Raw genomic sequence first — 23635 nt, forward strand, 5'->3', positions numbered from 1 at the left:
ACCACGACCACCGCCTCCACCGCGCCGGGCGCGCCGGCGGTGCCTTTCATGACGCTGGGTCGCGCCTTCGAGCTGCTGTCGCCGCTGCTGCCGGCGACCACGCTGGTCGGCGATGCCGCGACGCCGCTGCTGCGCGTGCACACCGACACCCGCACGCTGCGCGCGGGCGACCTGTTCGTCGCGCTGCGGGGCGAGCGCTTCGATGCCAACGACTTCCTGGCCCAGGCCAAGGCCAGCGGCGCCGCCGCGGCCCTGGCCGAGCGCGGCCTGGCCGAGGCGGGCCTGGACGGGCTGCTGGTGCCCGACACGAAGGCGGCGCTGGGACTGCTGTCGCAGGCCTGGCGCGAGCAGCAGCACCTGCCCGTCATTGCGGTCACCGGCAGCAACGGCAAGACCACGGTGACGCAGATGATCGCGTCGATCCTGCGCGCCTGGCTCGGCGACGCGGCGATGCTGGCCACCGAGGGCAACTTCAACAACGAGATCGGCGTGCCGCTGACCCTGCTGCGCCTGCGGCAGAACGAGACGGTGTGGCATCGCGCCGCGGTCGTCGAGCTCGGCATGAATCATCCGGGCGAGATCGCGCCGCTGGCCGCGATGACGCAGCCCACGGTGGCGCTGGTCAACAACGCCCAGCGCGAGCACCAGGAGTTCATGCACACGGTCGAGGCCGTCGCCCGCGAGAACGGCGCGGTGATCGGCGCGCTGGGCACCGCCGGCGTGGCGGTGTTCCCGGCCGAGGACCCTTGCGCACCGGTGTGGCAGGAACAGGCCGCCGGCCGCGGCACGCTGACCTTCGCGCTGCAGGGCCAGGCCGACGTGATGGGCCGCGCGCAGTGGGTCGCGCCGACCGAGGCGAGCGCTGCCGCCGGCGCTGCCGGCCATTGGGCGATAGAGATCCTGACGCCGGCCGGCACCGTCCCGGTGGCCCTGGCGATGGCCGGCCAGCACAACGTGCGCAACGCGCTGGCCGCGGCGGCCTGCACGCTGGCGGCCGGCGCGCCGCTGGCGGCGATCCGCGACGGCCTGCAGGCGTTCAAGGCGGTCAAGGGTCGCTCGGCGCTGCAGACGACGGTGTGGCAAGGCCGGCGCGTCACGCTGATCGACGACAGCTACAACGCCAACCCGGACAGCGTGCGCGCCGCCATCGACGTGCTGGCGGAACTGCCGGGCGCGTCCTGGCTGATCCTGGGCGACATGGGCGAGGTCGGCGAGCAGGGCCCGGCCTTCCACCAGGAAGTCGGCGCGCATGCGGCGGACCAGGGCCTGTCGGCCCTGTGGACCGCCGGCGCCGCCGCGCGGGACGCCGCGTCCGCCTACGGCGCGGGCGCCCGCGCGTTCGACAGCGTCGCCGAGCTGATCGGCGCGCTGAAGGACGCGCCGCAAGTGCAGAACATCCTGGTCAAGGGTTCGCGCTTCATGAAGATGGAACAGATCGTGGCCGCCTTGCAGTCCGGCGGCCCAGGAGACCCCCATGCTGCTTAGTCTGGCCCAGTGGCTGCAGACCTATTTCCCTGAACTGGGGTTTCTGCGCGTCTTCAACTACATCACCTTCCGCGCGGTGATGGCGGCGCTGACGGCGCTGCTGATCGGCCTGGCCTTCGGGCCCTGGGTCATCCGCCGCCTGACCGAACTCAAGATCGGCCAGCCGATCCGCGAATACGGCGTGCAGCAGCACCTGGCCAAGAGCGGCACGCCGACGATGGGCGGCGTGCTGGTGCTGATCGGCATCGGCATCTCGACGCTGCTGTGGTTCGACTGGTCCAACCGCTTCGTCTGGGTGGTGATGCTGGTGACGATGGGCTTCGGCCTGATCGGCTGGGTCGACGATTACCGCAAGGTGGTCAACAAGGACCCCGAGGGCATGCGCAGCCGCGAGAAGTTCCTGTGGCAGTCGATCATCGGCCTGATCGCCGCGATCTACCTGGCCTTCAGCGTGTCGGAGACCAGCTTCCTCGGCGTGGTGCAGCTGTTCTTCCGCTGGGTGACCAGCGGCTTCTCGACCGAGCTGCCGCCCAAGGCCGACCTGATGCTGCCGTTCTTCAAGTCGATCAGCTATCCGCTGGGCGTGTTCGGCTTCATCGGCCTGTCCTACCTGGTCATCGTCGGCACCAGCAACGCGGTGAACTTCACCGACGGCCTGGACGGCCTGGCGATCATGCCGGTGGTGATGGTGGGCTCGGCGCTGGGCGTCTTCGCCTACGTCACCGGCTCGTCGGTCTACAGCCGCTACCTGCTGTTCCCCTACATCCCCGGCGCGGGCGAGCTGCTGATCTTCTGCGCCGCGCTGGCCGGCGCCGGCCTGGCGTTCCTCTGGTTCAACGCGCATCCGGCGCAGGTGTTCATGGGCGATGTCGGCGCGCTGGCGCTGGGCGGCGGCCTGGGCACGCTGGCGGTCATCACGCGCCAGGAGATCGTGCTCGGCATCATGGGCGGCGTCTTCGTCGCCGAGGTGCTGTCGGTGATGCTCCAGGTGACCTGGTTCAAGTACACGAAGAAGAAGTACGGCGAGGGCCGGCGCATCTTCAAGATGGCGCCGCTGCACCACCACTTCGAGAAGTCGGGCTGGAAGGAGACGCAGGTCGTCATCCGGTTCTGGATCATCACGATGCTGCTGTGCCTGGTGGGCCTGGCCAGCCTGAAGCTGCGCTGATCGAGGCACGACGACGATGACCCCGATCCACTTCCCCACGCTCTACCAGGACCGGCACGCGCTCGTGCTCGGCCTGGGCGACTCCGGGCTCGCGATGGCGGCCTGGGCCGCTCGCCTGGGCGCGCGCGTGACGGTGTGGGACAGCCGCGAGCAGCCGCCGCAACTGGCCGCGCTGCGGGCGCGCCTGCCGGAGGCCGCGTTCGTGCATGGCGAGTTCACGCCGGAGTTGCTGGCCCCGATCGACCACCGCTGGGTGCTGCTGAAGAGCCCCGGCCTGTCGCCGCTGGACGAGCGCCTGAAGCCGCTGCTGGCGCGCGCCGAGGAGATCGGCCTGCGCGTGCGCGGCGAGCTGGAGTTGTTCGCGCAGGCGCTGGCCGAGCTCAAGGCGCTCTACCGCTATGAGCCGGGCGTGCTCGCGATCACCGGCACCAACGGCAAGACGACCACCACCAGCATGACCGCGCTGCTGGTCGAGCGCGCCGGCCGCCGCGTCGCGATGGCCGGCAACATCGGCCCGACGCTGCTGGGCACGCTCAGCGACGCGCTCGACAAGGAGCCGATGCCGGTTCCGAAGGACGAGACGGTCGCGGATGCCGCAGTCGAGGTCGATCCCGCCGAAGAGGCGATCGTGGACGTGGCCGTCGAGGCGGTCGCGCCCGCGACGGAAGACAGCACGGCGATCGCTCAGCCGGCAGAGGTCGAAGAGGCGCCCACCGCCGAGGTCCTGTTGGCGCCCGTGGAGGCGCCTGCGGTCGAGGAGGCCGCACCCGTCGACGACCGCACGGCGCTCGAGACCGTGGCCGAGCTGCTCGACGAGCAGCCGCTGCCGATCAAGCCGCCGCCGCCCAGGCCGGCGGAGTTCGAGGTGCTGCCGCAGGTCTGGGTGCTGGAGCTGTCGAGTTTCCAGCTGGATGGCGTTCAGGGCTTCGAGCCCAGCGCCGGCGCGGTGCTCAACATCACCCAGGACCACCTGGACTGGCATGGCGACATGCCCGCCTATGCGCGCGCCAAGGGCCGCATCTTCGGCGAGCACGGCGTGCTGGTGATCAACCGCGACGATCCCGAAGTCGAAGCGCTGGTGCCGGCGCCGGTCGTCGTGAAGCAGGGCCGGGGTCGACCCGCCAAGACCGTCGAGCGCGAGGTGGTGCGCTTCGGCCTGGACGCGCCGCGACGCCCGGGCGACTTCGGCCTGGTGGTCGAGAACGGCATGGCCTGGCTGGTCCGCGCCCGCGAGCAGGAAGAGGAGCTCAAGGGCCTCAAGCGCCGCAAGGACGACGGCGACGAGCTGCTGATCCAGCGCCTGATGCCGGCCGACGCGCTGCGCGTGCGCGGCCGCCACAACGCGGCCAACGCGCTGGCGGCGCTGGCGCTGGCATCCGCCATCGGTTGCCCGCTGGCGCCGATGCTGCACGGCCTGCGGGAATACCGCGGCGAGCCGCATCGCGTCGAATTCGTCACCGCCATCAAGGGCGTCGACTTCTACGACGACTCCAAGGGCACCAACGTCGGCGCGACCGTCGCGGCGGTGATGGGCCTGGGCGCCGACCGCGCGCCGGCCAAGCTGGTGATGATCCTGGGCGGCGACGGCAAGGGCCAGGACTTCTCCCCGCTGGCCACGCCGATCGCGCTGCATGCGCGCGCAGTGGCGCTGATCGGGCGCGACGCGCCGCAGATCGAGGCGGCACTGCGGGACAGCGGCGTCGTCATGCATCGCCACGAGTCGCTCGAGGCGGCGACGCACTGGGCGCTCGCCCAGGCGCAGTCCGGCGACAGCGTGCTGCTGAGCCCGGCCTGCGCCAGCCTGGACATGTTCCGCAACTATGCCCATCGCGCCGAGGTGTTCATCGCCACCGTGCGCGAGCTGGCTGAAGACGAGGGCTTCGTCGGATGAGCGCCGCGACCCTCTTCGAGCAGCTCAACGAGCGAATCCGCGGGTTGCTGTCGCGCCGCCCGGCCACCGCTGGCGCTGGCGGCGTCGATGTGCCGGTGCGCGACTGGGTGTCCACCTCCGCTGGCCAGCCCACCCGCATCCTGGGCTTCGACCTGACGCTGATCTGGGTCGTGCTGGCGCTGCTGGCCCTGGGCCTGCTGATGGTCTATTCGGCGTCGATCGCGCTGCCGGACAACCCCAAGTTCGCGAAGTACGCGCCGATGCACTTCTTCGTGCGCCAGAGCCTGTTCATCGCGATCGGCCTGCTGGCGGGATGGATCACGGTGATGGTGCCGGTGAGCTTCTGGGAGCGCCACGCGCCCAAGATCTTCGTCGTCGCGCTGGCGCTGCTGATGATCGTGTTGATCCCGCACGTCGGCAAGGGCGTCAATGGCGCTCGCCGCTGGCTGCCGCTGGGCGTCATGAACTTCCAGCCATCGGAGCTGGCCAAGCTGGCCATCGCGATGTACGCGGCCAACTACATGGTCCGCAAGATGGAGGTCAAGGAGAACTTCGTGCGCGCCGTGTGGCCGATGGCCGCCGCGCTGGCCTTCACCGGCATGCTGCTGCTGGCGGAGCCGGACATGGGGGCCTTCATGGTCATCGCGGCGATCGCGATGGGCATCCTGTTCCTGGGCGGCGTCAACGGCCGGATGTTCTTCCTCAGCGTGGCGGTGCTGATCGGCGCCTTCGTGCTGATGATCACCTTCAGCGATTTCCGCCGCGAGCGCATCTTTGCCTACCTGAACCCGTGGGACGAGAAGTACGCGCAAGGCAAGGCCTATCAGCTGACGCACTCGCTGATCGCCTTCGGTCGCGGCGAGTTCTTCGGCCAGGGCCTCGGATCCAGCCTGGAGAAGCTGCACTACCTGCCCGAGGCCCACACCGACTTCCTGCTCGCCGTCATCGGCGAGGAACTCGGCTTCATCGGCGTGGCGATCGTGATCTTCGCGTTCTTCTGGCTGTCGCGCCGGCTGTTCCACATCGGCCGGCAGGCGGTGGCGCTGGACCGCGTCTTCGCCGGGCTCTATGCGCAGGGCATCGGCATCTGGATGGGTGGCCAGGCCTTCATCAACATGGGCGTGAACCTCGGCGCGCTGCCGACCAAGGGCCTGACGCTGCCGCTGATGAGCTACGGCGGCTCGGCCACCGTCCTGAACTGCGTTGCATTGGCGATCTGCTTGCGAATCGATATTGAGAACCGACAGTTGATGCGGGGAGGGCGCGCATGAGCACCCGCCACCTCGTCGTGATGGCGGCCGGCACCGGCGGCCATGTCATTCCCGGACTGGCCGTGGCCGCCGAGATGCAGCGCCGCGGCTGGACCGTGTCCTGGCTCGGCACCGAGGCCGGCATGGAGAACAAGCTGGTGCCGCCCTCGGGCCTGCCGATGGACCGGCTGTCCTTCGCCGGCCTGCGTGGCAAGGGCCTGAAGCATTCCCTGCTGGGCGTGGTGCGCCTGTTCAAGGCGCTGGGCCAGAGCGCGCACATCTTCAGCGCGCGTCAGGCCGACGCGGTGCTCGGCATGGGCGGCTACGTCTGCTTCCCCGGCGGCCTGATGGCCTGGGTGATGCGTCGTCCGCTGATGCTGGTGAATGCGGATGCGGCGCTGCTGCTGTCCAACAAGGCGCTGGCACCGGTGGCCCGGAAGATCGCCTTCGGTTTCGACGGCCTGGCCGCGGCGCAGCAGAAGAAGAGCGTCGTCACCGGCAACCCGGTGCGCGCCGAGATCGAGGACCTGCCCGCGCCCGAGCTGCGCTTCGCCGACCGCAACGGACCGCTGAAGGTGCTGGTGGTGGGTGGCTCGCTGGGTGCGCGCGCGATCAACGACGTGCTGCCGCAGACGCTCGCCCTGTGGGACGAGCACCAGCGGCCGCTGGTCACGCACCAGACCGGCGAAGCCAACTTCCCGCTGGTGCAGGCGGCTTACGCCAAGGCCGGCGTGCAGGCCGAGGTCGTGCCCTTCATCAACGACATGGCCGCGCGTCTGGCCGAGGCCGACGTGGTGATCTGCCGTGCCGGCGCGGTGACGGTGTCCGAGTTGTGCGCCGCCGGCGTCGCCAGCATCCTGGTGCCGCTGGTCGTCAGCACGACCTCGCACCAGCGCGACAACGCGCAGTACATGGCGCAGCACGGCGCCGGCACGCATCTGCCGCAGGGCGAGCTGAGCGCCCAGGCGCTCTTCGACCTGCTGCAGCAACCGCGCGAGCACTGGCTGGCGATGGCCTCGAAGGCGCGCTCGCTGGCGCGGCCGCGGGCGGCCTCGCGCGTGGCCGACGAACTCGAGGCGCTGGTCGCCGCCAAGGACGCCAAGTCCGGCGGCGCCGGGAACGGAGCGCGCGCATGAAGCACGCCATCCAGCACATCCATTTCACCGGCATCGGCGGTGCGGGCATGAGCGGCATCGCCGAGCTGCTCGCCGCGCAGGGCTACCGCGTCAGCGGCTCCGACCAGGGCGAGAGCGACACCACGCGCCGCCTGCGGTCGCTGGGCGTGGAGGTGAAGATCGGCCATGCGGCCGAGCATGTCGGCGACGCGCAGGTGCTGGTCAAGTCCAGCGCGATCAAGGCCGACAACCCCGAGCTGATGGCCGCCCACCAGCACGGCATCCCGGTGCTGCTGCGCGCCCAGATGCTGGCCGAGCTGATGCGTCCGCGCCTGGGCATCGCGGTGGCCGGCACGCACGGCAAGACGACGACGACCTCGCTGCTGACGACGGTGATGCTGCAGGCCGGGCTCGATCCGAGCTACGCGATCGGCGGCCAGCTCCTGGCGGCGGGCGCGAACGCGGCGCTGGGCAGCGGGCCGCACATGGTGGTGGAGGCGGACGAATCGGACGCTTCCTTCCTGCACCTGCTGCCGCAGCTGGCGATCGTCACCAACATCGACGCGGACCACATGGACACCTACGGGCACGACATGGCCCGTCTGCGTCAGGCCTTCGTCGACTTCCTGCACCTGATGCCCTTCTGGGGCGCCGCGGTGCTGTGCGGCGACGACGACGGCGTGCGCAGCATCGTGCCGATGGTGTCGCGCCCGGTGATCCTGTACGGACTGGGCGAGGGCAACGCGGTGCGCGCCATCGACGTGCGCGCCGAGTCCGGTGGCGGCATGCGCTTCACCGCCCAGCGCCGCGACCGCGAGGGCCGCGACCTGCCCGCGCTGGACGTGCAGCTGCGCCTGAATGGCCAGCACAACGTGTTGAACGCGCTGTCGGTGATCGCGATGGCGATGGAACTGCGCCTCGACGATGCCGCGCTGCTGCAGGGGCTGGCGACCTTCGGCGGCGTGGGCCGGCGCTTCCAGTCCTATGGCGAGCTGCCGGTGACGGCGGCCGATGGCGTCACCGGCACCGCGCTGTTGATCGACGACTACGGACATCACCCGGTCGAGATGCAGGCGGTGCTGCAGGCCGCGCGCGGCGCCTATCCGGGTCGCCGTCTGCTGCTGGCCTTCCAGCCGCACCGCTACACACGCACCCGTGATTGCTTCGAGGAGTTCGCCGACGTGCTGTCCCAGGCCGACGGCGTGCTGCTCACCGAGATCTATGCCGCCAGCGAGTCCCCGCTGCCCGGCATCAGCGGCGAAAGCCTGGCGCGGGCGGTGTCGGACCGCGGCACCGCGGCCGGCTTCGTCGGCGACTGGCAGGGACTGCCGCAGGCGATCGCCCACCAGGCGCGCGCCGGCGATGTGGTGATCGTGATGGGGGCCGGCTCGATCGCCGCCGTCCCCGCGCGCACCGTTGAACTCATGATGAAGGGAGGCCGCGCATGACCGCAGACCTCGACACCGCCTCGGCGCTCTATCAGCAACTGGCCATCGGCCGCATCGATGCCAAGGCGCTCGGCAAGGTCGCCGTGCTCTTCGGCGGGGACTCGGCCGAGCGCGAGGTCTCGCTGATGTCGGGCGGCGGCGTGCTGGCCGCGCTGCAGTCGGAGGGCGTCGACGCCCATGCCTTCGATCCGGGCCAGCGCAACCTCCTCGAGCTCAAGGCCGAAGGCTTCCAGCGCGCGTTCATCGCGCTGCACGGCCGCCACGGCGAGGACGGCACGGTGCAGGGCGCGCTCGAGCTGATGGGCATCCCGTACACCGGCTCCGGCGTGATGGCCTCGGCCATCGCGATGGACAAGATCACGACCAAGCGCGTGTGGCTGGCCGACCAGCTGTCCACGCCCCGCTGGGTCAGCCTCCGACGCGATGAGCTGCAGCCCGAGCGCGTGCGCACCGTCCCTGACGAGCTCGGGCTGCCGGTCTTCGTCAAGCCGCCGCACGAGGGCTCGTCGATCGGCGCGAGCAAGGTGATGGGCTATTCGGACATGCAGGCGGCCGTCGAGCTCGCCGCGAAGTACGACGCCGAGGTCCTGTGCGAGGAGTTCGTCGACGGCGCCGAGCTGACCTGCCCGGTGCTGGGCGAGGGCGTCGGCGCCATCGCGCTGCCGGTCATCGAGATCCGGGCCGAGGGCGGCAACTACGACTACCAGAACAAGTACTTCACCGACACCACGCAATACCTCGTCGGCCAGTTGCCGCCCGAGGAGCAGGCCCGGGTGCAGCAGCTGGTGCTGGCGGCCTACCGCTCGCTCGGCGCGCGCGGCTGGGGGCGGGTCGACGTGATGCGACGCAAGTCGGACGGCCAGCTGTTCCTGCTCGAGATCAACACCTCGCCGGGCATGACCTCCCACTCGCTGGTGCCCAAGGCGGCCGCGGCCGTCGGCATCTCCTATCCCAAGCTGTGCCTGTACCTGCTGTCGCAGGCACGGCTGGACAGCCAGGCCTGAATCCCTGCTGACAGGACACCCCGAGCCACCGCCACGACCATCCCAATGGGCGCCACCTTCACCCACACCGCCAGCCCGCTGCCGCCGGACATCCGAGTGATGAACGGGGTGGCTGGCCTGCTGTTGCTCGCCGTGGCGCTGGCCGCGGCGGCGGTGGGCGTGCATTGGCTGGCGCGGCAGCCGGCGTTCTCGATCAAGTCCATCACGGTCGAGGGCGACGTCAGCCGCAACAGCAGCGCCTCGCTGCGGGCGAATGCGCTGCCCCGGCTGTCCGGCAACTTCCTGACGATGAACCTGCAGCAGGCGCGCGCCGCCTTCGAGGCGGTGCCCTGGGTGCGTCATGCGACGGTGCGCCGCGTCTGGCCGCTGCACCTGGTGGTCGCGCTCGAGGAGCACCGCCCCGCCGCCTACTGGGAAACCAAGGCCGAGAACGCCGACGCCGACAGCGAGGCGGTCGTCGATACCCGGCTGGTCAACAGTTTCGGCGAGGTCTTCGAGGCGAATCTGGGCGATGTCGAGGACGAGGACCTGCCGACGCTGGCCGGGCCGGCCAAATCGTCGGCGGCCATGCTGGCGATGTGGCGCCAGCTCGATCCGATGACCCACCGGAAACTGGACGAGGGGGTGGCCCGGCTGGATTTGTCGGGTCGCGGCTCCTGGAAGGCCACGCTGGAAAAGGGAGCGGTGGTCGAACTTGGCCGCGGCAGCGAGGCCGAGGTGGTGGCCCGGTTTGGCCAGTTCATCGCCAGCATTCCCCAGATCACCGCCAGATACCGCAGTTCGCTGGTATCGGCGGACCTCCGCCACGAGTCCGGATATGCGGTCCGGCTCGCGGGCGTGACGACGGTTACCACTGCGCCCAAGGGCGCCAAGAAGAATTGAGGACAGGCATGGCCAAGGAATACAAGGATTTGGTCGTCGGGTTGGACATCGGCACCGCCAAGATCATGGCGGTGGTGGCCGAGGTGATGGGGGACGGCCAATTGCGCATCGCCGGCCTGGGCGTGGCGCCCAGCCATGGCCTGAAACGTGGCGTCGTGGTGAATATCGACGCCACCGTCCAGTCCATCCAGCAGGCGCTGAAAGAGGCCGAAATGATGGCCGACTGCCGGATTTCGAGGGTTTACACCGGGATTACCGGCAGCCATATCCGCGGCCAGAACTCGACGGGCATGGTCATCGTGCGCGACAAGGAGGTCACGCCGGTGGATGTCGCCCGGGTGGTGGAAACCGCCAAGGCCATCAATATCCCGAACGATCAGCGGCTGCTGCTGGTCGAACCGCAGGAATTCGTCATCGACGGCCACGAGGTCAAGGAGCCGATCGGGATGAGCGGCGGCCGGCTGGAAGTCAAGGTCCATATCGTGACCGGCGCCCAGAGCGCGGCGGAAAACATCGTCAAGTGCGTCCGCCGCTGCGGCCTGGAGGTCGAGCAACTTGTGCTGAATCCGAGCGCTTCCAGTTTGGCTGCGCTCACTTCCGACGAGCGGGACCTGGGCGTGGCGCTGGTCGACATCGGCGCCGGGACCACCGACGTGGCGATCTTCACCGGCGGCTCGATCCGCCATACCGCGGTGATTCCAATTGCCGGCGACCTGATTACCAGCGATATCGCGATGGCGCTGCGCACCCCGACCAAGGATGCGGAGGAAATCAAGGTCGAGCATGGCGTGGCCAAGCAATTGCTGGCCGATCCCGCCGACCAGGTGGAAGTGCCGGGTTTGGGCGACCGCGCCCCCCGCATGCTTTCCAAACAGGCGCTGGCCGGGGTGATCGAACCGCGCGTGGAGGAAATCTTCTCGCTCGTGCACCAGGTCATCCGGGATTCCGGCTACGAGGAACTGCTGTCCTCGGGCATCGTGCTGTCGGGCGGTTCGTCGGTCATGCCGGGCATGGTCGAACTGGCCGAGGACATTTTCCTGAAACCGGTGCGCCGAGGGAATCCGACTTACAGCGGCGCGCTGTTCGACATGGTCGCCAATCCCCGTTCGGCGACCGTGATGGGATTGTTGGAGGAAGCGCGGCTGTCGCGCACGCGGGGATTCAAGGCGGCGCAGCAGGCGGGTTCGGTGAAGACCCTGTTCGGCCGTGCCAAGGACTGGTTCCTGGGGAATTTCTAAGAAGCCGGAACTCATCGGCTCACGCTTTCTTTACGACGTTCGAGGGTTTTGCCCCCTAAAAAAGGGCCGATCCCACTTCTATTTTGCTGATGGCAACTGCACAATATGGACAGGAGGTTTGATATGGCGATCGAGATGATCGAAGAGTTTGATCAGGGCACCCAGATCAAGGTGATCGGCGTGGGCGGCGGCGGCGGCAACGCGGTCGAGCACATGATCAGCCAAGGTGTCCAGGGCGTGGAATTCATCGTGGCCAACACGGATGCCCAAGCCCTGAATCGCTCCAAGGCCGATCAACTCCTGCAACTGGGCCATACCGGCCTGGGCGCCGGTGCGAAACCCGAGGTGGGCAAGTCGGCCGCCGAGGAAGCGGAAGCCCGCATCCGTGAATCCATCACCGGCGCGCACATGCTGTTCATCACGGCGGGCATGGGCGGCGGCACCGGCACCGGCGCGGCGCCGGTGATCGCCCGGGTGGCCAAGGAGATGGGCATCCTGACCGTCGGCGTGGTCACCAAGCCGTTCGAGTTCGAAGGCAACCGCCGTGGCAAGGCCGCGGACCTGGGCCTGCAGGAGCTCGAGGCGAATGTCGATTCGCTGATCGTCGTGCTGAACGACAAGCTGCTGGAAGTGCTGGGCGACGACGTCACCCAGGACCAGGCCTTCGCGCACGCCAACGACGTGCTGAAGAACGCGGTCGGCGGCATCTCCGACATCATCCACATGCCGGGCCTGGTCAACGTCGACTTCGAAGACGTGAAGACCGTGATGAGCGAGCCGGGCAAGGCGATGATGGGCACGGCCGTCGCGGCCGGTCCGGACCGCGCGACCAAGGCCGCCGAAGGCGCCGTGGCCTGCCCGCTGCTGGAAGGCATCGATCTGTCCGGCGCGCGCGGCGTGCTGGTGCTGATCGCGGCGAGCCGCAACAACTTCAAGCTGGCCGAGAGCCGCAACGCGATGACCGCGATCAAGCGCTATGCCGCTGAGGACGCGCACATCATCTATGGCACCGCATATGACGAATCGCTGGGCGACCAGTTGCGCGTCACCGTGATCGCGACCGGCCTGAGCCAGCGTTCCGCCGCGCGTCAGCAGCCGCAGCTCGTCGTGCAGCAGCCGCAGCTGCGCACCGGCACCGACAACATGCCGGTGCTGACGCAACCGGTGGTGATGCCGGGCAGCGCCGCCGCACAGGGCGCCCCGGCCGCCGCGCCGATGACGGCCTCCGACTTCGGCGGCATGAGCGTGCCCAGCGTCTGGCGCCATGGCCGCACCGCCGCCGCGAAGGTCGAGGCGCTGTCGTCCAACGGCATGGACGAGATCGAGATCCCGGCCTTCCTGCGCAAGCAGGCAGACTGAGACCGACCGCACCGAACGCCATCAGCCTTCAGGCCGTGTCCCCCCGGACACGGCCTTTTTCAATCCCGCAGGCGCCACGGCTGTGCGGTGGGCGCGTCGCGTTGTTGCAAATCCTCGCCATAGCACCGCTATGGCTGCGGTTTGCGCCTAGCGACGCATCCCACCGCACAGCCGTGGCGCCTGCGGGATTCGAGCGCTTCGTTTTCAGGTCCTTGGCGGACGCCCCGTTGTTGCAATTGAAGGCTCGTGTCGGTTCGTGAAGTTCGGCACACTGGCGCCCGATCACAAGAAGAAACGGATTCATGGGCCAGGCATGGGTGATATGACGCTATGGAAACCGGGAGGCGCGCGTGCGGGAGTGGTCTCCCGGTCGGTCGCGGCCTTGTTGGCATTGGCCGTTTGGCTGACGCTGGCGCTTCCATTGCTCATTCCTCAACCGGTCCGCGCGCAAGGCACCGCTCAGGGCCCCGCCATCGACGCGGCAGCCGCGAAACAGGTCGCCCGCGCGTCGCCCTTGGGACCGGCGCGGCCCGTGCCCGAGAGTGGACCAGCCACCGGTGCCCAGCGCGCCACCGAAGCCGAAGTCGCGACCAGCGACTGGACCCAGGATCAGCTCAAGGCCTGGTGGCGGGCGCTGCGCGTGATGGACGGACAGGACGGCGCGTTGCCCCAGGCGCTGCTGCCGCCGTCGGATCCCGCGGCCTGGAAAACCGTCCAGTTGCCAGAGTTCCAGCAGCGCGAGGCAGCCACGAGCACAAGCGCCAACGCGCGCTTCCAGATGCGCTGGTACCGCCTGCGCTACGCCGCGCCGAACGGCCGCTGGCCGACCAGCGTCGCACTCTATATGCCGCGCCTGGTGGCGCTGGCCGCCGCGGTGCTGGTGAAGACCGACGACGGCTGGCGGCCGGTCTTCGACAACCAGTCCGGCGCGCGCGAGCAATGGGTGCGCCCGCTGTGGGTGGTGCTGCCGGCGGCGCTGACCGAGATCCAGCAGGCCCGCGAGATCGAGGTCGTCATCGCCGTGCCGGTGATGCAGGCCGGCTATTACTCCGTCTCCAGCGTCTGGCTGGGGGCGCGGGAGGACCTGGAGCCACGCCATGATCGCCGCTGGGTGCTGCAGATCGGCGTGCCGCAGGCCACCGGGCTGACGCTGGTGACGCTGGGCCTGTTCGCGCTGCTGCTCTGGCTCAAGCGTCGCGAGGATTCGTCCTACCTGCTGTTCTCGCTGGCCACCGTCGCCTGGCTGGTCCGCAATCTCCATTACCACCTGGACCTGCCCCGCACGCGTGACGCGCTCGAGTGGTTCTGGTGGGTGACCCACGCCTCGATGTCGTGGGTGATGCTGCTGACCTTCCTCTTCGCGCTGCGCTTCGCGCGGCAACGCTTCGCGCGCTTCGAGCGCGGCATGGCCCTGTTCGTGCTGGTGTCCAGCCTGGCGTCGATGCCGCTGTGGGGACGCGGCTTCGACGCGCTGGTGCTGCTGCACATCTGCAATGCGGTGGTCGGGCTGGCGGGCACCGCCTTCGTGGCGAGCGTCGCCTGGCGCCAGGGCACGCGCGAACTCCGTGTGATGGCCGCGGCGCTGGTGATCGGCGTCGCCCTCGGCGTGCACGACCTGGGCCTGCTGGCGGGCTGGTGGTGGCCGGAGCACGTCTATCTGATGCCGTTCGCGACGCTGGTGATCCTGGCCAGCTTCCTCTATGCGGTGCAGTTCCGCTACGTGGAGGCGCTGCGTCAGGTCGAGCGCGCCAACGAGGACCTGGCCCAGCGGCTGGAGGAGCGCAGCGTCGAACTGCGCGCCCAGCACGACAAGCTGCGCGAGGTGGAGCGCCAGCAGGCCCTGCTGCTGGAGCGGCAGCGGATCATGCAGGACATGCACGACGGGCTGGGATCCTCGCTGCTGTCGGCGATGGTCGCGGTGGAGCAGGGCACGATGCCCCAGGAGCAGGTGGTGGACGTGCTGCGCGAATGCGTCGACGACCTGCGGCTGGTCATCGATTCCCTGGAGCCGGTCGGCCACGACCTGGTGTCGCTGCTGGCGACGATGCGCTACCGGCTGGGCAAGCGGCTGCAGCTCGGCGGCCTCAAGCTGGAATGGGACGTGCACGACCTGCCGCCGCTGGAATGGCTGGAGCCGCCCGATGCGCTGCATGTGCTCCGCCTGATGCAGGAGGCCCTGACCAACGCGCTCAAGCATGCCCGGGCGTCGCGGGTGCGGGTGGTGACGCGCGACCTGGGCCGGCGGGTGGAGATCCGCGTCGAGGATGACGGCGAGGGCTTCGACGTCGCCACCATCGCCCACGGACGCGGCCTGCGCGGCCTGCAGCGCCGGGCCAAGGTGCTGGGCGGTTCGTTGCGGGTGGACAGCAGCCCGGGGCACGGCACGGTGGTGACGCTGCGGCTGCCGGTGGCGCGCGCCGATCATGAGGCCGTGGTCCAGCAGGGTTGACCCCGATTTGGGAGAATGCCGCCCATGCTCAAGCAACGCACCATCAAATCGCTGACCCGCGCGGTCGGGGTCGGCATCCACAGCGGCCAGAAGGTGGAGATCACCCTGCGGCCCGCGGCGCCCGGCACCGGCATCGTGTTCCGTCGGGTGGACCTGGCCCAGCCGGTCGACATCCCGGTCAACACGCACAGCGTCTGCGATACCCGCATGGCCACGACGATCAGCCCCGGCGGCGATCCCGGCCAGCCCAAGGTGCAGACGATCGAGCATCTGCTGTCGGCCTGCGCGGGCCTGGGCATCGACAACCTGCTGATCGACATCAACGCGGACGAGGTGCCCGTGCTGGACGGATCGGCGGCGAGCTACGTCTTCCTGCTGCAGAGCGCCGGCATCGAGCTGCAGAACGCGCCCAAGCAGTTCCTGCGGGTGAAGAAGCCGGTGGAGGTGCGCAAGGGCGAGGGCAAGAGCCTGATGTGGGCGCGGCTGGTGCCGCACCACGGCTACACCCTGAGCTTCCAGATCGAGTTCGACAACCCGGCGGTGTCGGCGACGGGCCAGCATTACGTCTTCGACATGGGCAGCGGCCAGTACAAGCGTGAGATCGCGCGGGCGCGCACCTTCGGCATGACCAAGGACATCGAGCTGATGCGCTCGCGCGGGCTGACCTTGGGCGGCAGCATGGACAATGCGATCGTCGTTGACGACTACCGGGTGCTCAATGCCGAGGGCCTGCGCTACGACGACGAGTTCGTGAAGCACAAGATCCTGGACGCGATCGGCGACATGCAGGTCGTCGGGCACCCGCTGCTGGCGGCGTATACCTCGTTCAAGGGCGGGCATGCGCTGAACAACCTGCTGTTGCGCGAGCTGCTGGCGGATGCCGAGGCCTACGAGATCGTGACCTTCGAGGACGAGCGCGACGCGCCTGCCGGCTTCGCCGAGCTGGCGCCGGCGTGGTGACGAGACCGGACCTCCGCGCATGCTGATCGTCCGCACCGTGATCGCCCTGCTGCTCGTGGCGGGGCTGCTGTGTTTCGCGCTCTACATCGCCACCAAGCGCCCGGTCTGGCGCCGCCGCGCGATCCTGCTGATCAAGTGGACCGTGATCGCCGGCATCGGCGCGTTCTCGGTGTTGATCCTGGAGCGCTTGATCCTGCTGGTGTGAGCGCCTGAGCGACTGCGTTTCTGCGCGCTCACCGCGCCGTCACGGAACAGCGGGAAGCCGCGCAGGTCTGTTCGCTTCATCCTTCTTCACCCGCTCGACACCACCGGGCAGCTTCTCGACGCCAGCATCCTTCCGCGGCCGCGCTTGCTTCGGCCGTCAGAGGGAGGCGTATGCAGAAGGCACTGGCGGCAGCGGTCCGCATCGGTGGCGTGGCGATCCTGGGGCTGAAACTGTGCGTCGTCGCCAGCGCGGCGCCGCTGGAGCCCGACATCCAGCGCCAGGTGCGCGAGGCCACCTTCGAGGTCGTCGTGCCCAAGCCGGCCGAGGAGTCCATCCGCTACGACAAGTCCTGGCACGAGCTGCTGCCCTATCAGATGCGCGCCGACAAGTACGTGTCGGTCGGCACCGCCTTCGCGATCGGCGACAACACCTACGCCACCGCCATGCATGTGCTGATCGCCTCGTTCGGCGATTCGCGCGGCGAGCCGATGCTGCGCGACGCGGCTGGCAAGCTCTACCCGATCGCGCAGGTCACCAAGGGCTCCGTCGACCAGGACTTCGCCGTGTTCACGCTCGCGAATCCGCCGGACAACGTCGCCGCGCTGCCGCTCAACGAGAAGCCGGTCCTCAACGGGACGGTCTATGCGGTCGGCAACGCGCTGGGCGAGGGCGTCGTCATGCGGGAGGGGAACTACACCTCGGACACGCCGGAGGAAGACAGCGGCCGCTGGTCCTGGATGCGCTTTTCCGCGCCGATCTCGGGCGGCAACAGCGGCGGGCCGCTGGTCGACGCCTCGGGCCGGGTGATCGGCATCGTGCGGGCGATGCGCACCACCGAGAACACGCTGAACATCGCCGTCCCCATCGCGCTCGTGAGGAGCGCCCCCGACGGCGTGGTCAGCGTGAACGCGCGCGGATCCACCGGATTCGTCGTCTTCGACAAGACGCGGTCGGCGCGCTTCAAGGCCGACATCCCCACCCCGAAGCGCTTCGCCGAGTTGTCGGATGCCTACATGAAGGCGGCGGACGAGTTCAACGCCACCCAGCTGCGCGAGCTGCTCGCCGAGAACGCCAGCGAGACCTTCCCCCGCGGCAGCGGCAGCGACCGGTTGCTGCACGGCTTCTACGAGCGCAGCGCGCCCGGGCTGGTCGTGCAGAACGGCAATGGCGACTGGGTGATCACTCAGCCGCACTACACGCGGCTCGACCTCGGGCACGAAGGCTGGCAGGACTCGGCCGACTTCAAGGGCTACCTGGTGTTCCACCGGCACAGGCCGCAGGGCATCGACCCGGCCACCTGGTACGCCGATCCCCGCATGGTCAGGGACCTGGTGCTCAAGGCGTCGCCGGGCACCATCCACGTCAATGCGGAGACGGTCAAGGTCGTCTCGCTGGGCGACCCGGTCAAGGACAGCCGCTTCACCGATGCCTGGGGTCGGATCTGGCAGGTGCGCCTCTGGCACGTCACGACCTGGTTCGGCAGCGACTGGCTGATGGCCTTCGACCTGCCGGTGCCCGATGGCTCGGTCGGTTTCGAGGCCCGCGCGGGAGCGCTGGGCCTGGCCGGGCAGATCGACCGGATGAAGCGGATGACCGGCTTCTTCGCGGCCTCCTACGAAGGCAAGCTGTCCGACTGGAACCGCTTCCTGCAGCAAGGGCCCTTGCTGCCGAAGCCGCTGGCGGCGCCGGTGCTGAAGGTCGACTACGGACGCAGCTTCGCGTTCGACGACCGCCGTCTGGCGTTCACCTACGGGCCCGAGCTGCAGAAGATCGAACCGGGTGGTCGGCTGCGCCTGGACCTGGCCTTCCTGCACGAACCCGCCGGGGATGAGCTCCGCATCGCCGGGGTCGTGGCCTACAACCCCGACGAGAAGACCGAGATCGATGTCTTCCGGCATGGAACGCCCGCCGAGTCCGGCAGCGAGACGGTGAAGCGCGAGTGGAGCAAGCGCCTGCGCCACGCGCATCCCTACGACGGCGTCGCGGTGAGCGCGAACGACCGGCAGATCATCAGCGCGATCCCCGGCGTCCCCGACGCCCAGCCGGCGCCGGAGGTGCTCTACACCTTCCAGTACCGGGCGGAGACCGGCACGCCGCAGGACCAGATGAAGGCCAAGCTCGACCTGCTGATGCAGGCGGCGCAGGTCACCGAGCACTGATTCCGCGGGGATGCATACATCACCCCCAAACGGTTGTGAATGACATGCGACATCCCTCTTCTCTCCGATTCCCGACCGTGGCGGCGTTGGCAACACTGCCTCGCCACTGCAACGCCCGAAGAGGGTCTCATGGCGATCAACTTTTCGCCGACGGTCGGTCAGGTCCTCCAATGCCATTTCGGGCAATTCGGTGGATCGGGTGAGCAATCGTCGGGACATTCAGACTTCAATCGGCGGATCCCGCCGGAGATGGTGAAGAACAGGCTGGTCATCGTCTTGAATGGCCGATTGAGCCGCCAATCCTGCATCGTGGTTCCGCTCTCGCGCTCACACGATCCGTCGAAGTCCTGCACGGGCGTTCATGTCGAGGTCGCTTCCGATGCGATCTGTCCGCTCGACTACTTCACGCCATGTCGCCGATGGGCGAAGGCCGATTGCATTCACACCGTCAGCAATCGCCGGCTGCATCTGCCAACGGACGCCAAAGGCGCGGTGAAGTGGGTGGTGGATTCGGCACTGGTCCGGCGCATCCAGCGCGCAGCGATCAAGGCGCTGAATGCCAGTGCGCTGCTTGTTCCGATAGGGGAACAGGCCCTGCACATCGATGCGAGGCAGCCACTCGAACCACTGTCTTGATGCCGACCCGCGCCAAGCGCAGAATCCGTCCTGCCCTTTGAGGCCATTCCTAGCTTCCAGCCCTTTGGGGAACCTTCTGGAAACCCGCCCTTCGAGGCCCTTGGAAGCCCGGTCGAGAGACCGGGCTTCTATCGTTTCAGCCGTGGCTCCGCACAGGCCGGCTCATTCCTCCAGCGCCTGCAACTGCACCAGGCGCTGGTAGATCCCGCCGTCGATCGCCATCAGCGCCTCGTGCGTGCCGCGTTCGGACAGGCGGCCGTGGTTGAGCACCACGATCTGGTCGGCCTCGCGGATCGTCGACAGCCGGTGCGCGATCGCGATCACCGTCACGCGGCCGCGCAGCGCCCGCAGGGCCTCGCCGACCTGTGCCTCGGTCGCGCTGTCGATGTTGGCCGTCGCCTCGTCCAGCAGCAGGATGCGCGGATTGCCCGCGAGCGCGCGCGCCAGCGCGATCAGCTGCTTCTGGCCGGTCGACACCGCCAGCCCGCCGTCGCCGAGCCGGCTGTCGTAACCCTGCGGCAGCGCGCTCAGGAAGTCGTGCGCCCGCGCCGCCCGGGCTGCCGCCTCGACCTGCGCGTCCGGGATCGCCCGGCCCATGCGGATGTTGTCGCGCACGCTGCCGGCGATCAGGTAGGGCTCCTGCGGGACCAGACCGAGCGCCTCGTGGAAGGTCTCGTCGGGCAACTGGTCGAGCGGCTGGCCGTCGATCAGGATGCGCCCCTGCTGCGGCGGGTAGAAGCGCAGCAGCAGCGCCAGCAACGTCGACTTGCCCGATCCGGTGTGGCCGGCGATGCCGACGAAGCTGCCGGCCGGGATGTCCAGGTCCAGGTCGCGCAGCACCGGCTGCTCCGGCTTGTAGGCGAAGTTCAGGTGCTCGAAGCGGATGGCGCCGGCGCCAACGACCAGGTCCGGTCGATGCGACCGCGGCTCGGACGGCTCGCGCAGCAGCGCACGCACCCGCGATGCCGCCACCAGCGCCTGCTGCAGCTGGCTGAACTGCATCGTGATCTGGATCAGCGGCTCGACGACCCGCGCGATGTAGGCCAGGAACGCATACAGCAGGCCGACCTCCATGCCGGACAACTCACGCTGCCCGAAGCCATAGATCACCGTGACGATCAGCAGCACGTTGAGCAGGTCCAGCGCCGGTCGCAGCAGCCAGGCATTGGCGCGCAGCTCCTGCACCCGCGCCTGCAGCTGCGCCCGGTTGGCGCTCTCGTAGCGCGAGGCGAAGCGCTGCGCGGCGCCCGCGGACTGCAGCATCGCCATGCCGGCCATGCTCTCGGCCATCTGCGCGTTGAGTTCGGCCCGCAGCGCCCGTGCCTTCTGCACCGGGCCGCTGCTGGCGCGCTGGTAGAGCCAGATGATCCCGGAGCTCGCCGGCACCAGCGCCAGCACGATCAGCATCAGCCGCCAGTCCAGCCAGGCCATCGCGACCAGCGCGCCGGCGACGACGATGCTGGAGTCCAGCATCACGAACAGCACCTGCCGGTACAGGTTGTTGACCGCGTCGGTGTCGTTGGTGATGCGGCTCAGCAATTGGCCGGTGATGCTGCGGTCGAAGAAGGCCATCGGCTGCGCCAGGACATGGGCGTAGACCTGCTCGCGCAGGCGCAGCACCGAGCGCTGCGCGACCGCGGCCATGCGTCGCAGCTGCGCGTAACGCAGCAGGCTCGCGGTCCAGCCTGCCAGCAGCATCGCGCCCAGCAGCAGCGCCATCGGGGCGAGCGAGAAATCGCGCGGCAGCACGTGGGCATCGATGAAGTGCTTGCCGAGGATCGGCCCGATGGCCTCCAGCGCGGCCGCCACGACCAGCCAGCCCAGTCCCTTGGTCAAGCCGCGGCGTTCCGGCGCGGCGGCTTGCGCCAGCAGCGCCAGCGCCTCGCGCGGCGAATGCGACTCGGGCTGCGTCTTGCCGTCCTTGACGGACGCGGTCTCAGGCGGCGTCAAGGCTGGCCTCCAGTTGTTGATAGCGCCATTGGCCGGCATACCAGCCGCCCAGCGCGATGAGGTCCTCGTGCCGGCCGCGCTCGACGATCCGGCCCTGCCTGAGCACGACGATCTCGTCGGCTTCCATCACCGCCGACAGCCGGTGGCTGACGATCGCCAGGCTCCGTTCCGGATGGCGCCGGCGCAGCGCGCGCCAGTGGTCCAGGATCTGCGTCTCGGTGCCGCTGTCGACGGCGGACAGCGCGTCGTCCAGCAGCAGCACCGGCGCCTGCGCCAACAGCGCCCGCGCGATCGCCACGCGCTGGCGCTGGCCGCCGGACAGCGTCACGCCGCGCTCGCCGACCAGGGTCTCGTAGCCCTGGGGCAGCCGCGCGATGTCGTCATGCACCGCAGCCAGCTCGGCCACGGCGATGACCTGCTCGCGGGTCGCGTCCGGTCGGGCCAGGGCGATGTTGTCGGCGACCGAGGCCGAGAACAGGAAGGGCTCCTGCGGCACCCAGGCCAGCGCGCGCCGCAGCGCGTCGAGCCGGATCTCCGGCGCCGGCACGCCGCCCAGCCGCACGCTGCCGGCATCGGGTTCGTACTGCCGCAGCAGCAGCCGCAGCAGCGTCGACTTGCCCGAGCCGGTCGCGCCGACGATGCCCAGCGTGCGGCCCGGTGGCAGCGTCAGCGCGATCTCCTCGAGCGCCGGCTGCGCCATGCCGGGATAGCGGAAGGACACGCGGTCCCAGGCGATGTCCGCATGCGCGGGCATCTCCCGCGTGCCGGTGTCGACGAGACCGGCCGGGGCGTCGAGCACCGGCTGCAGCCGCGACCACGCGGCGCGGCCGCGCTCGAGCAGCGACAGCACCCAGCCCGCCGCGAACATCGGCCAGATCAGCTGTCCCAGATACATCGTGAAGGCGGTCAGCTGGCCGATGGTGATCAGCTCGGTGCCGACCAGCCAGGCGCCCACGCCGAGCGCGATGACCGTGGCGGCGCCGAGCGACAGGCCGACGGCGGGCTCGAACATCGCTTCCCAGCGCTGCGCCTGGTAGGCGGCGGCGCCGGCGTCGCGTGCGAGTTCGCCGAACTGCGCCCGGCTGCGCCGCACGAGGCCGAGCGCGCGCACGGTGCGCACGCCGGCGAGGCTGTCCTGCACCTGCTGGTTGAGCGCGGAGAAGCGGGACAGCGAATCGGACCAGGCGACATGGACCTGCGTCGAGATGCGCCAGAACGCATAGGCCATGAAGGGGAAGGGAACCAGCGCGGCGAGGCCCAGGCGCCAGTCGACGCCGATGGTCATCATCCCCAGCACCAGGATCAGGGTGAGCGTGCCGTCGAAGGCGGCGAGCAGCGCCTCGCCGGCGGCCATCTCGATGGCATCGACGTCGTTGGTCGCGAGCGCCATCAGGTCGCCGGTGCGCTGGGCGTGGAAGAAGGCCGGACCCTGGCGGGTCAACTGGGCATAGAGGCGGGTGCGCAGTTGCCGGCCGAGCTCATAGGCGGTGCGGAACAGCGCCAGGCGCCAGCCCACGCGCAGCAGGTAGATCGCCAGGCCGGCGAGCACCAGCAGGCCCAGCTGCGCGATCAGGTCCCAGCCGGCGAGGCGGTGCGCGACCAGCGCGTCGACGACATGGCCGACCTGCCGCGGGATCCAGACCGTCAGGACGGCGATGGTGCTGAGCATCAGCGCGCTGGCGGCATAGGGCCGCCAATGACCACGGATGTGGCCGGCGATCAGGCGTGTGAGCGACATGGCGGCGCATTGTGCCCGCCGGACTTTTCACATCGAAAGGTCAGGGCGATGAGGCCGCGCGGGCAATCATGCCCATGCGGGCATGGACCAGGTCGGCGAGCACCCGCAGGCGCTTCTCGTCGAAGTCCCCGCTGAGCGCGTAGGCGAGCTTGCCGTCGATCCAGTACAGGCTGCGCGTGGTGCGACCGCCCTCGGTGCGCCGCGTCAGGCGGAAGGCCACCGGCGCCTGCGGCGACGCCGCGCCAGTGCTGACGTACAGCGTGAAGCGCTCGCCGAGGTCGTTCTCGTACATGAACTGCGCACGGGCCAGCGCGTCGCCGACGGACGGGTCGTCGCTCGCCGGCAGCAGTCGACCGCCGACCAGCTTCCAGCCGTAGTCGCGCAGCACCGGCGTGTACAGCTGCGCGCCCAGGCGCTTGCTCAGCCATTGGACGAGGTGATCGGCCTGATCGGCGCCGACCTCGACCGGATGGCGCTTCTCCGGCTGGTAGACGACGTGGGCGATGGCGGCATCGCGGACGTACTCGGGCACCGTCGGATCGCGGCCCGCCGCGCGCGCCGCCGCCTGGGCGGCGGCCAGCTCGGCGGCTTGCTGTTTGCCCTGCCACCAGCGGTGGCCCCCCCAGCCGCCGGCCGCGCCGGCGCCCAGGCCCAGCGCCACCAGCAGTCCGGCGGCCCAGGCGCGCCAACGTTGCAAG

General features: G+C 69.4%; 18 protein-coding genes. 15 read left to right on the top strand and 3 right to left on the bottom strand.

The window, feature by feature from the left end:
* Positions 1–48: 48 nt before the first annotated feature.
* The 15 genes from CS062_RS17920 (at position 49) to CS062_RS17990 (ending at position 19249) form a co-directional block, all read left to right on the top strand.
* The gene (locus CS062_RS17920) at positions 49–1485 is read left to right on the top strand and encodes a UDP-N-acetylmuramoyl-tripeptide--D-alanyl-D-alanine ligase (protein ID WP_099862962.1); all 1437 of its coding nucleotides are present in this window, start codon (positions 49–51) and stop codon (positions 1483–1485) included.
* Positions 1475–2653, top strand: a complete 1179-nt coding sequence (gene mraY, locus CS062_RS17925) for a phospho-N-acetylmuramoyl-pentapeptide-transferase (RefSeq protein ID WP_099862945.1) — start codon at positions 1475–1477, stop codon at positions 2651–2653. The genes CS062_RS17920 and mraY overlap by 11 nt, the downstream gene beginning before the upstream one ends.
* 16 nt (positions 2654–2669) lie before the next feature.
* Positions 2670–4544, top strand: coding sequence for a UDP-N-acetylmuramoyl-L-alanine--D-glutamate ligase (gene murD / locus CS062_RS17930; protein ID WP_233218123.1), 1875 nt, complete (start codon positions 2670–2672; stop codon positions 4542–4544).
* Positions 4541–5815, top strand: a complete 1275-nt coding sequence (ftsW, locus tag CS062_RS17935) for a putative lipid II flippase FtsW (protein WP_099862946.1) — start codon at positions 4541–4543, stop codon at positions 5813–5815. The genes murD and ftsW overlap by 4 nt, the downstream gene beginning before the upstream one ends.
* Positions 5812–6930, top strand: coding sequence for an undecaprenyldiphospho-muramoylpentapeptide beta-N-acetylglucosaminyltransferase (gene murG / locus CS062_RS17940; protein ID WP_099862947.1), 1119 nt, complete (start codon positions 5812–5814; stop codon positions 6928–6930). The genes ftsW and murG overlap by 4 nt, the downstream gene beginning before the upstream one ends.
* Positions 6927–8357 (top strand): UDP-N-acetylmuramate--L-alanine ligase, encoded by a 1431-nt coding sequence (gene murC, locus CS062_RS17945; RefSeq protein WP_099862948.1) that lies wholly within the window; start codon positions 6927–6929, stop codon positions 8355–8357. The genes murG and murC overlap by 4 nt, the downstream gene beginning before the upstream one ends.
* A complete protein-coding gene (locus CS062_RS17950) occupies positions 8354–9361 on the top strand; it encodes a D-alanine--D-alanine ligase (RefSeq protein WP_099862949.1) in 1008 nt (335 codons plus the stop codon). Before murC ends, CS062_RS17950 begins: the two co-directional genes overlap by 4 nt.
* A gap of 45 nt (positions 9362–9406) precedes the next feature.
* Positions 9407–10243, top strand: coding sequence for a cell division protein FtsQ/DivIB (locus tag CS062_RS17955; RefSeq protein ID WP_099862950.1), 837 nt, complete (start codon positions 9407–9409; stop codon positions 10241–10243).
* Positions 10244–10251: 8 nt separating this feature from the next.
* On the top strand, positions 10252–11481 hold the full coding sequence (gene ftsA, locus CS062_RS17960) for a cell division protein FtsA (RefSeq protein WP_099862951.1): 1230 nt from the start codon (positions 10252–10254) through the stop codon (positions 11479–11481).
* Positions 11482–11604: 123 nt separating this feature from the next.
* Positions 11605–12840 (top strand): cell division protein FtsZ, encoded by a 1236-nt coding sequence (ftsZ, locus tag CS062_RS17965; RefSeq protein ID WP_091725997.1) that lies wholly within the window; start codon positions 11605–11607, stop codon positions 12838–12840.
* A 532-nt stretch (positions 12841–13372) separates the two neighbouring features.
* Positions 13373–15289: a sensor histidine kinase gene (locus CS062_RS17970; protein ID WP_158238826.1), complete on the top strand. Its 1917-nt coding sequence runs from the start codon at positions 13373–13375 to the stop codon at positions 15287–15289.
* 24 nt (positions 15290–15313) lie between these two features.
* Positions 15314–16249, top strand: coding sequence for a UDP-3-O-acyl-N-acetylglucosamine deacetylase (gene lpxC, locus CS062_RS17975; protein ID WP_099862953.1), 936 nt, complete (start codon positions 15314–15316; stop codon positions 16247–16249).
* Between the two features lie 19 nt (positions 16250–16268).
* Positions 16269–16454, top strand: coding sequence for a hypothetical protein (locus tag CS062_RS17980; RefSeq protein WP_091725981.1), 186 nt, complete (start codon positions 16269–16271; stop codon positions 16452–16454).
* Between the two features lie 170 nt (positions 16455–16624).
* Positions 16625–18613 (top strand): S1 family peptidase, encoded by a 1989-nt coding sequence (locus CS062_RS17985; protein ID WP_099862954.1) that lies wholly within the window; start codon positions 16625–16627, stop codon positions 18611–18613.
* Between the two features lie 129 nt (positions 18614–18742).
* Positions 18743–19249: a type II toxin-antitoxin system PemK/MazF family toxin gene (locus CS062_RS17990; RefSeq protein WP_158238827.1), complete on the top strand. Its 507-nt coding sequence runs from the start codon at positions 18743–18745 to the stop codon at positions 19247–19249.
* A gap of 162 nt (positions 19250–19411) precedes the next feature.
* Here the strand turns inward: CS062_RS17990 and CS062_RS17995 are convergent, their stop codons facing one another.
* The 3 genes from CS062_RS17995 to CS062_RS26270 all read right to left on the bottom strand — a co-directional run.
* The gene (locus tag CS062_RS17995; RefSeq protein WP_233218124.1) at positions 19412–21199 is read right to left on the bottom strand and encodes an ABC transporter ATP-binding protein; all 1788 of its coding nucleotides are present in this window, start codon (positions 21197–21199) and stop codon (positions 19412–19414) included.
* On the bottom strand, positions 21186–22937 hold the full coding sequence (locus tag CS062_RS18000) for an ABC transporter ATP-binding protein (RefSeq protein WP_099862957.1): 1752 nt from the start codon (positions 22935–22937) through the stop codon (positions 21186–21188). Before CS062_RS18000 ends, CS062_RS17995 begins: the two co-directional genes overlap by 14 nt.
* 40 nt (positions 22938–22977) lie before the next feature.
* Positions 22978–23635: anti-sigma factor family protein (locus CS062_RS26270; RefSeq protein WP_158238828.1), on the bottom strand; the 658-nt coding region annotated here is incomplete at its 5' end.

The organism is Roseateles chitinivorans, assembly GCF_002761755.1.
GTDB lineage: Bacteria > Pseudomonadota > Gammaproteobacteria > Burkholderiales > Burkholderiaceae_C > Roseateles > Roseateles chitinivorans.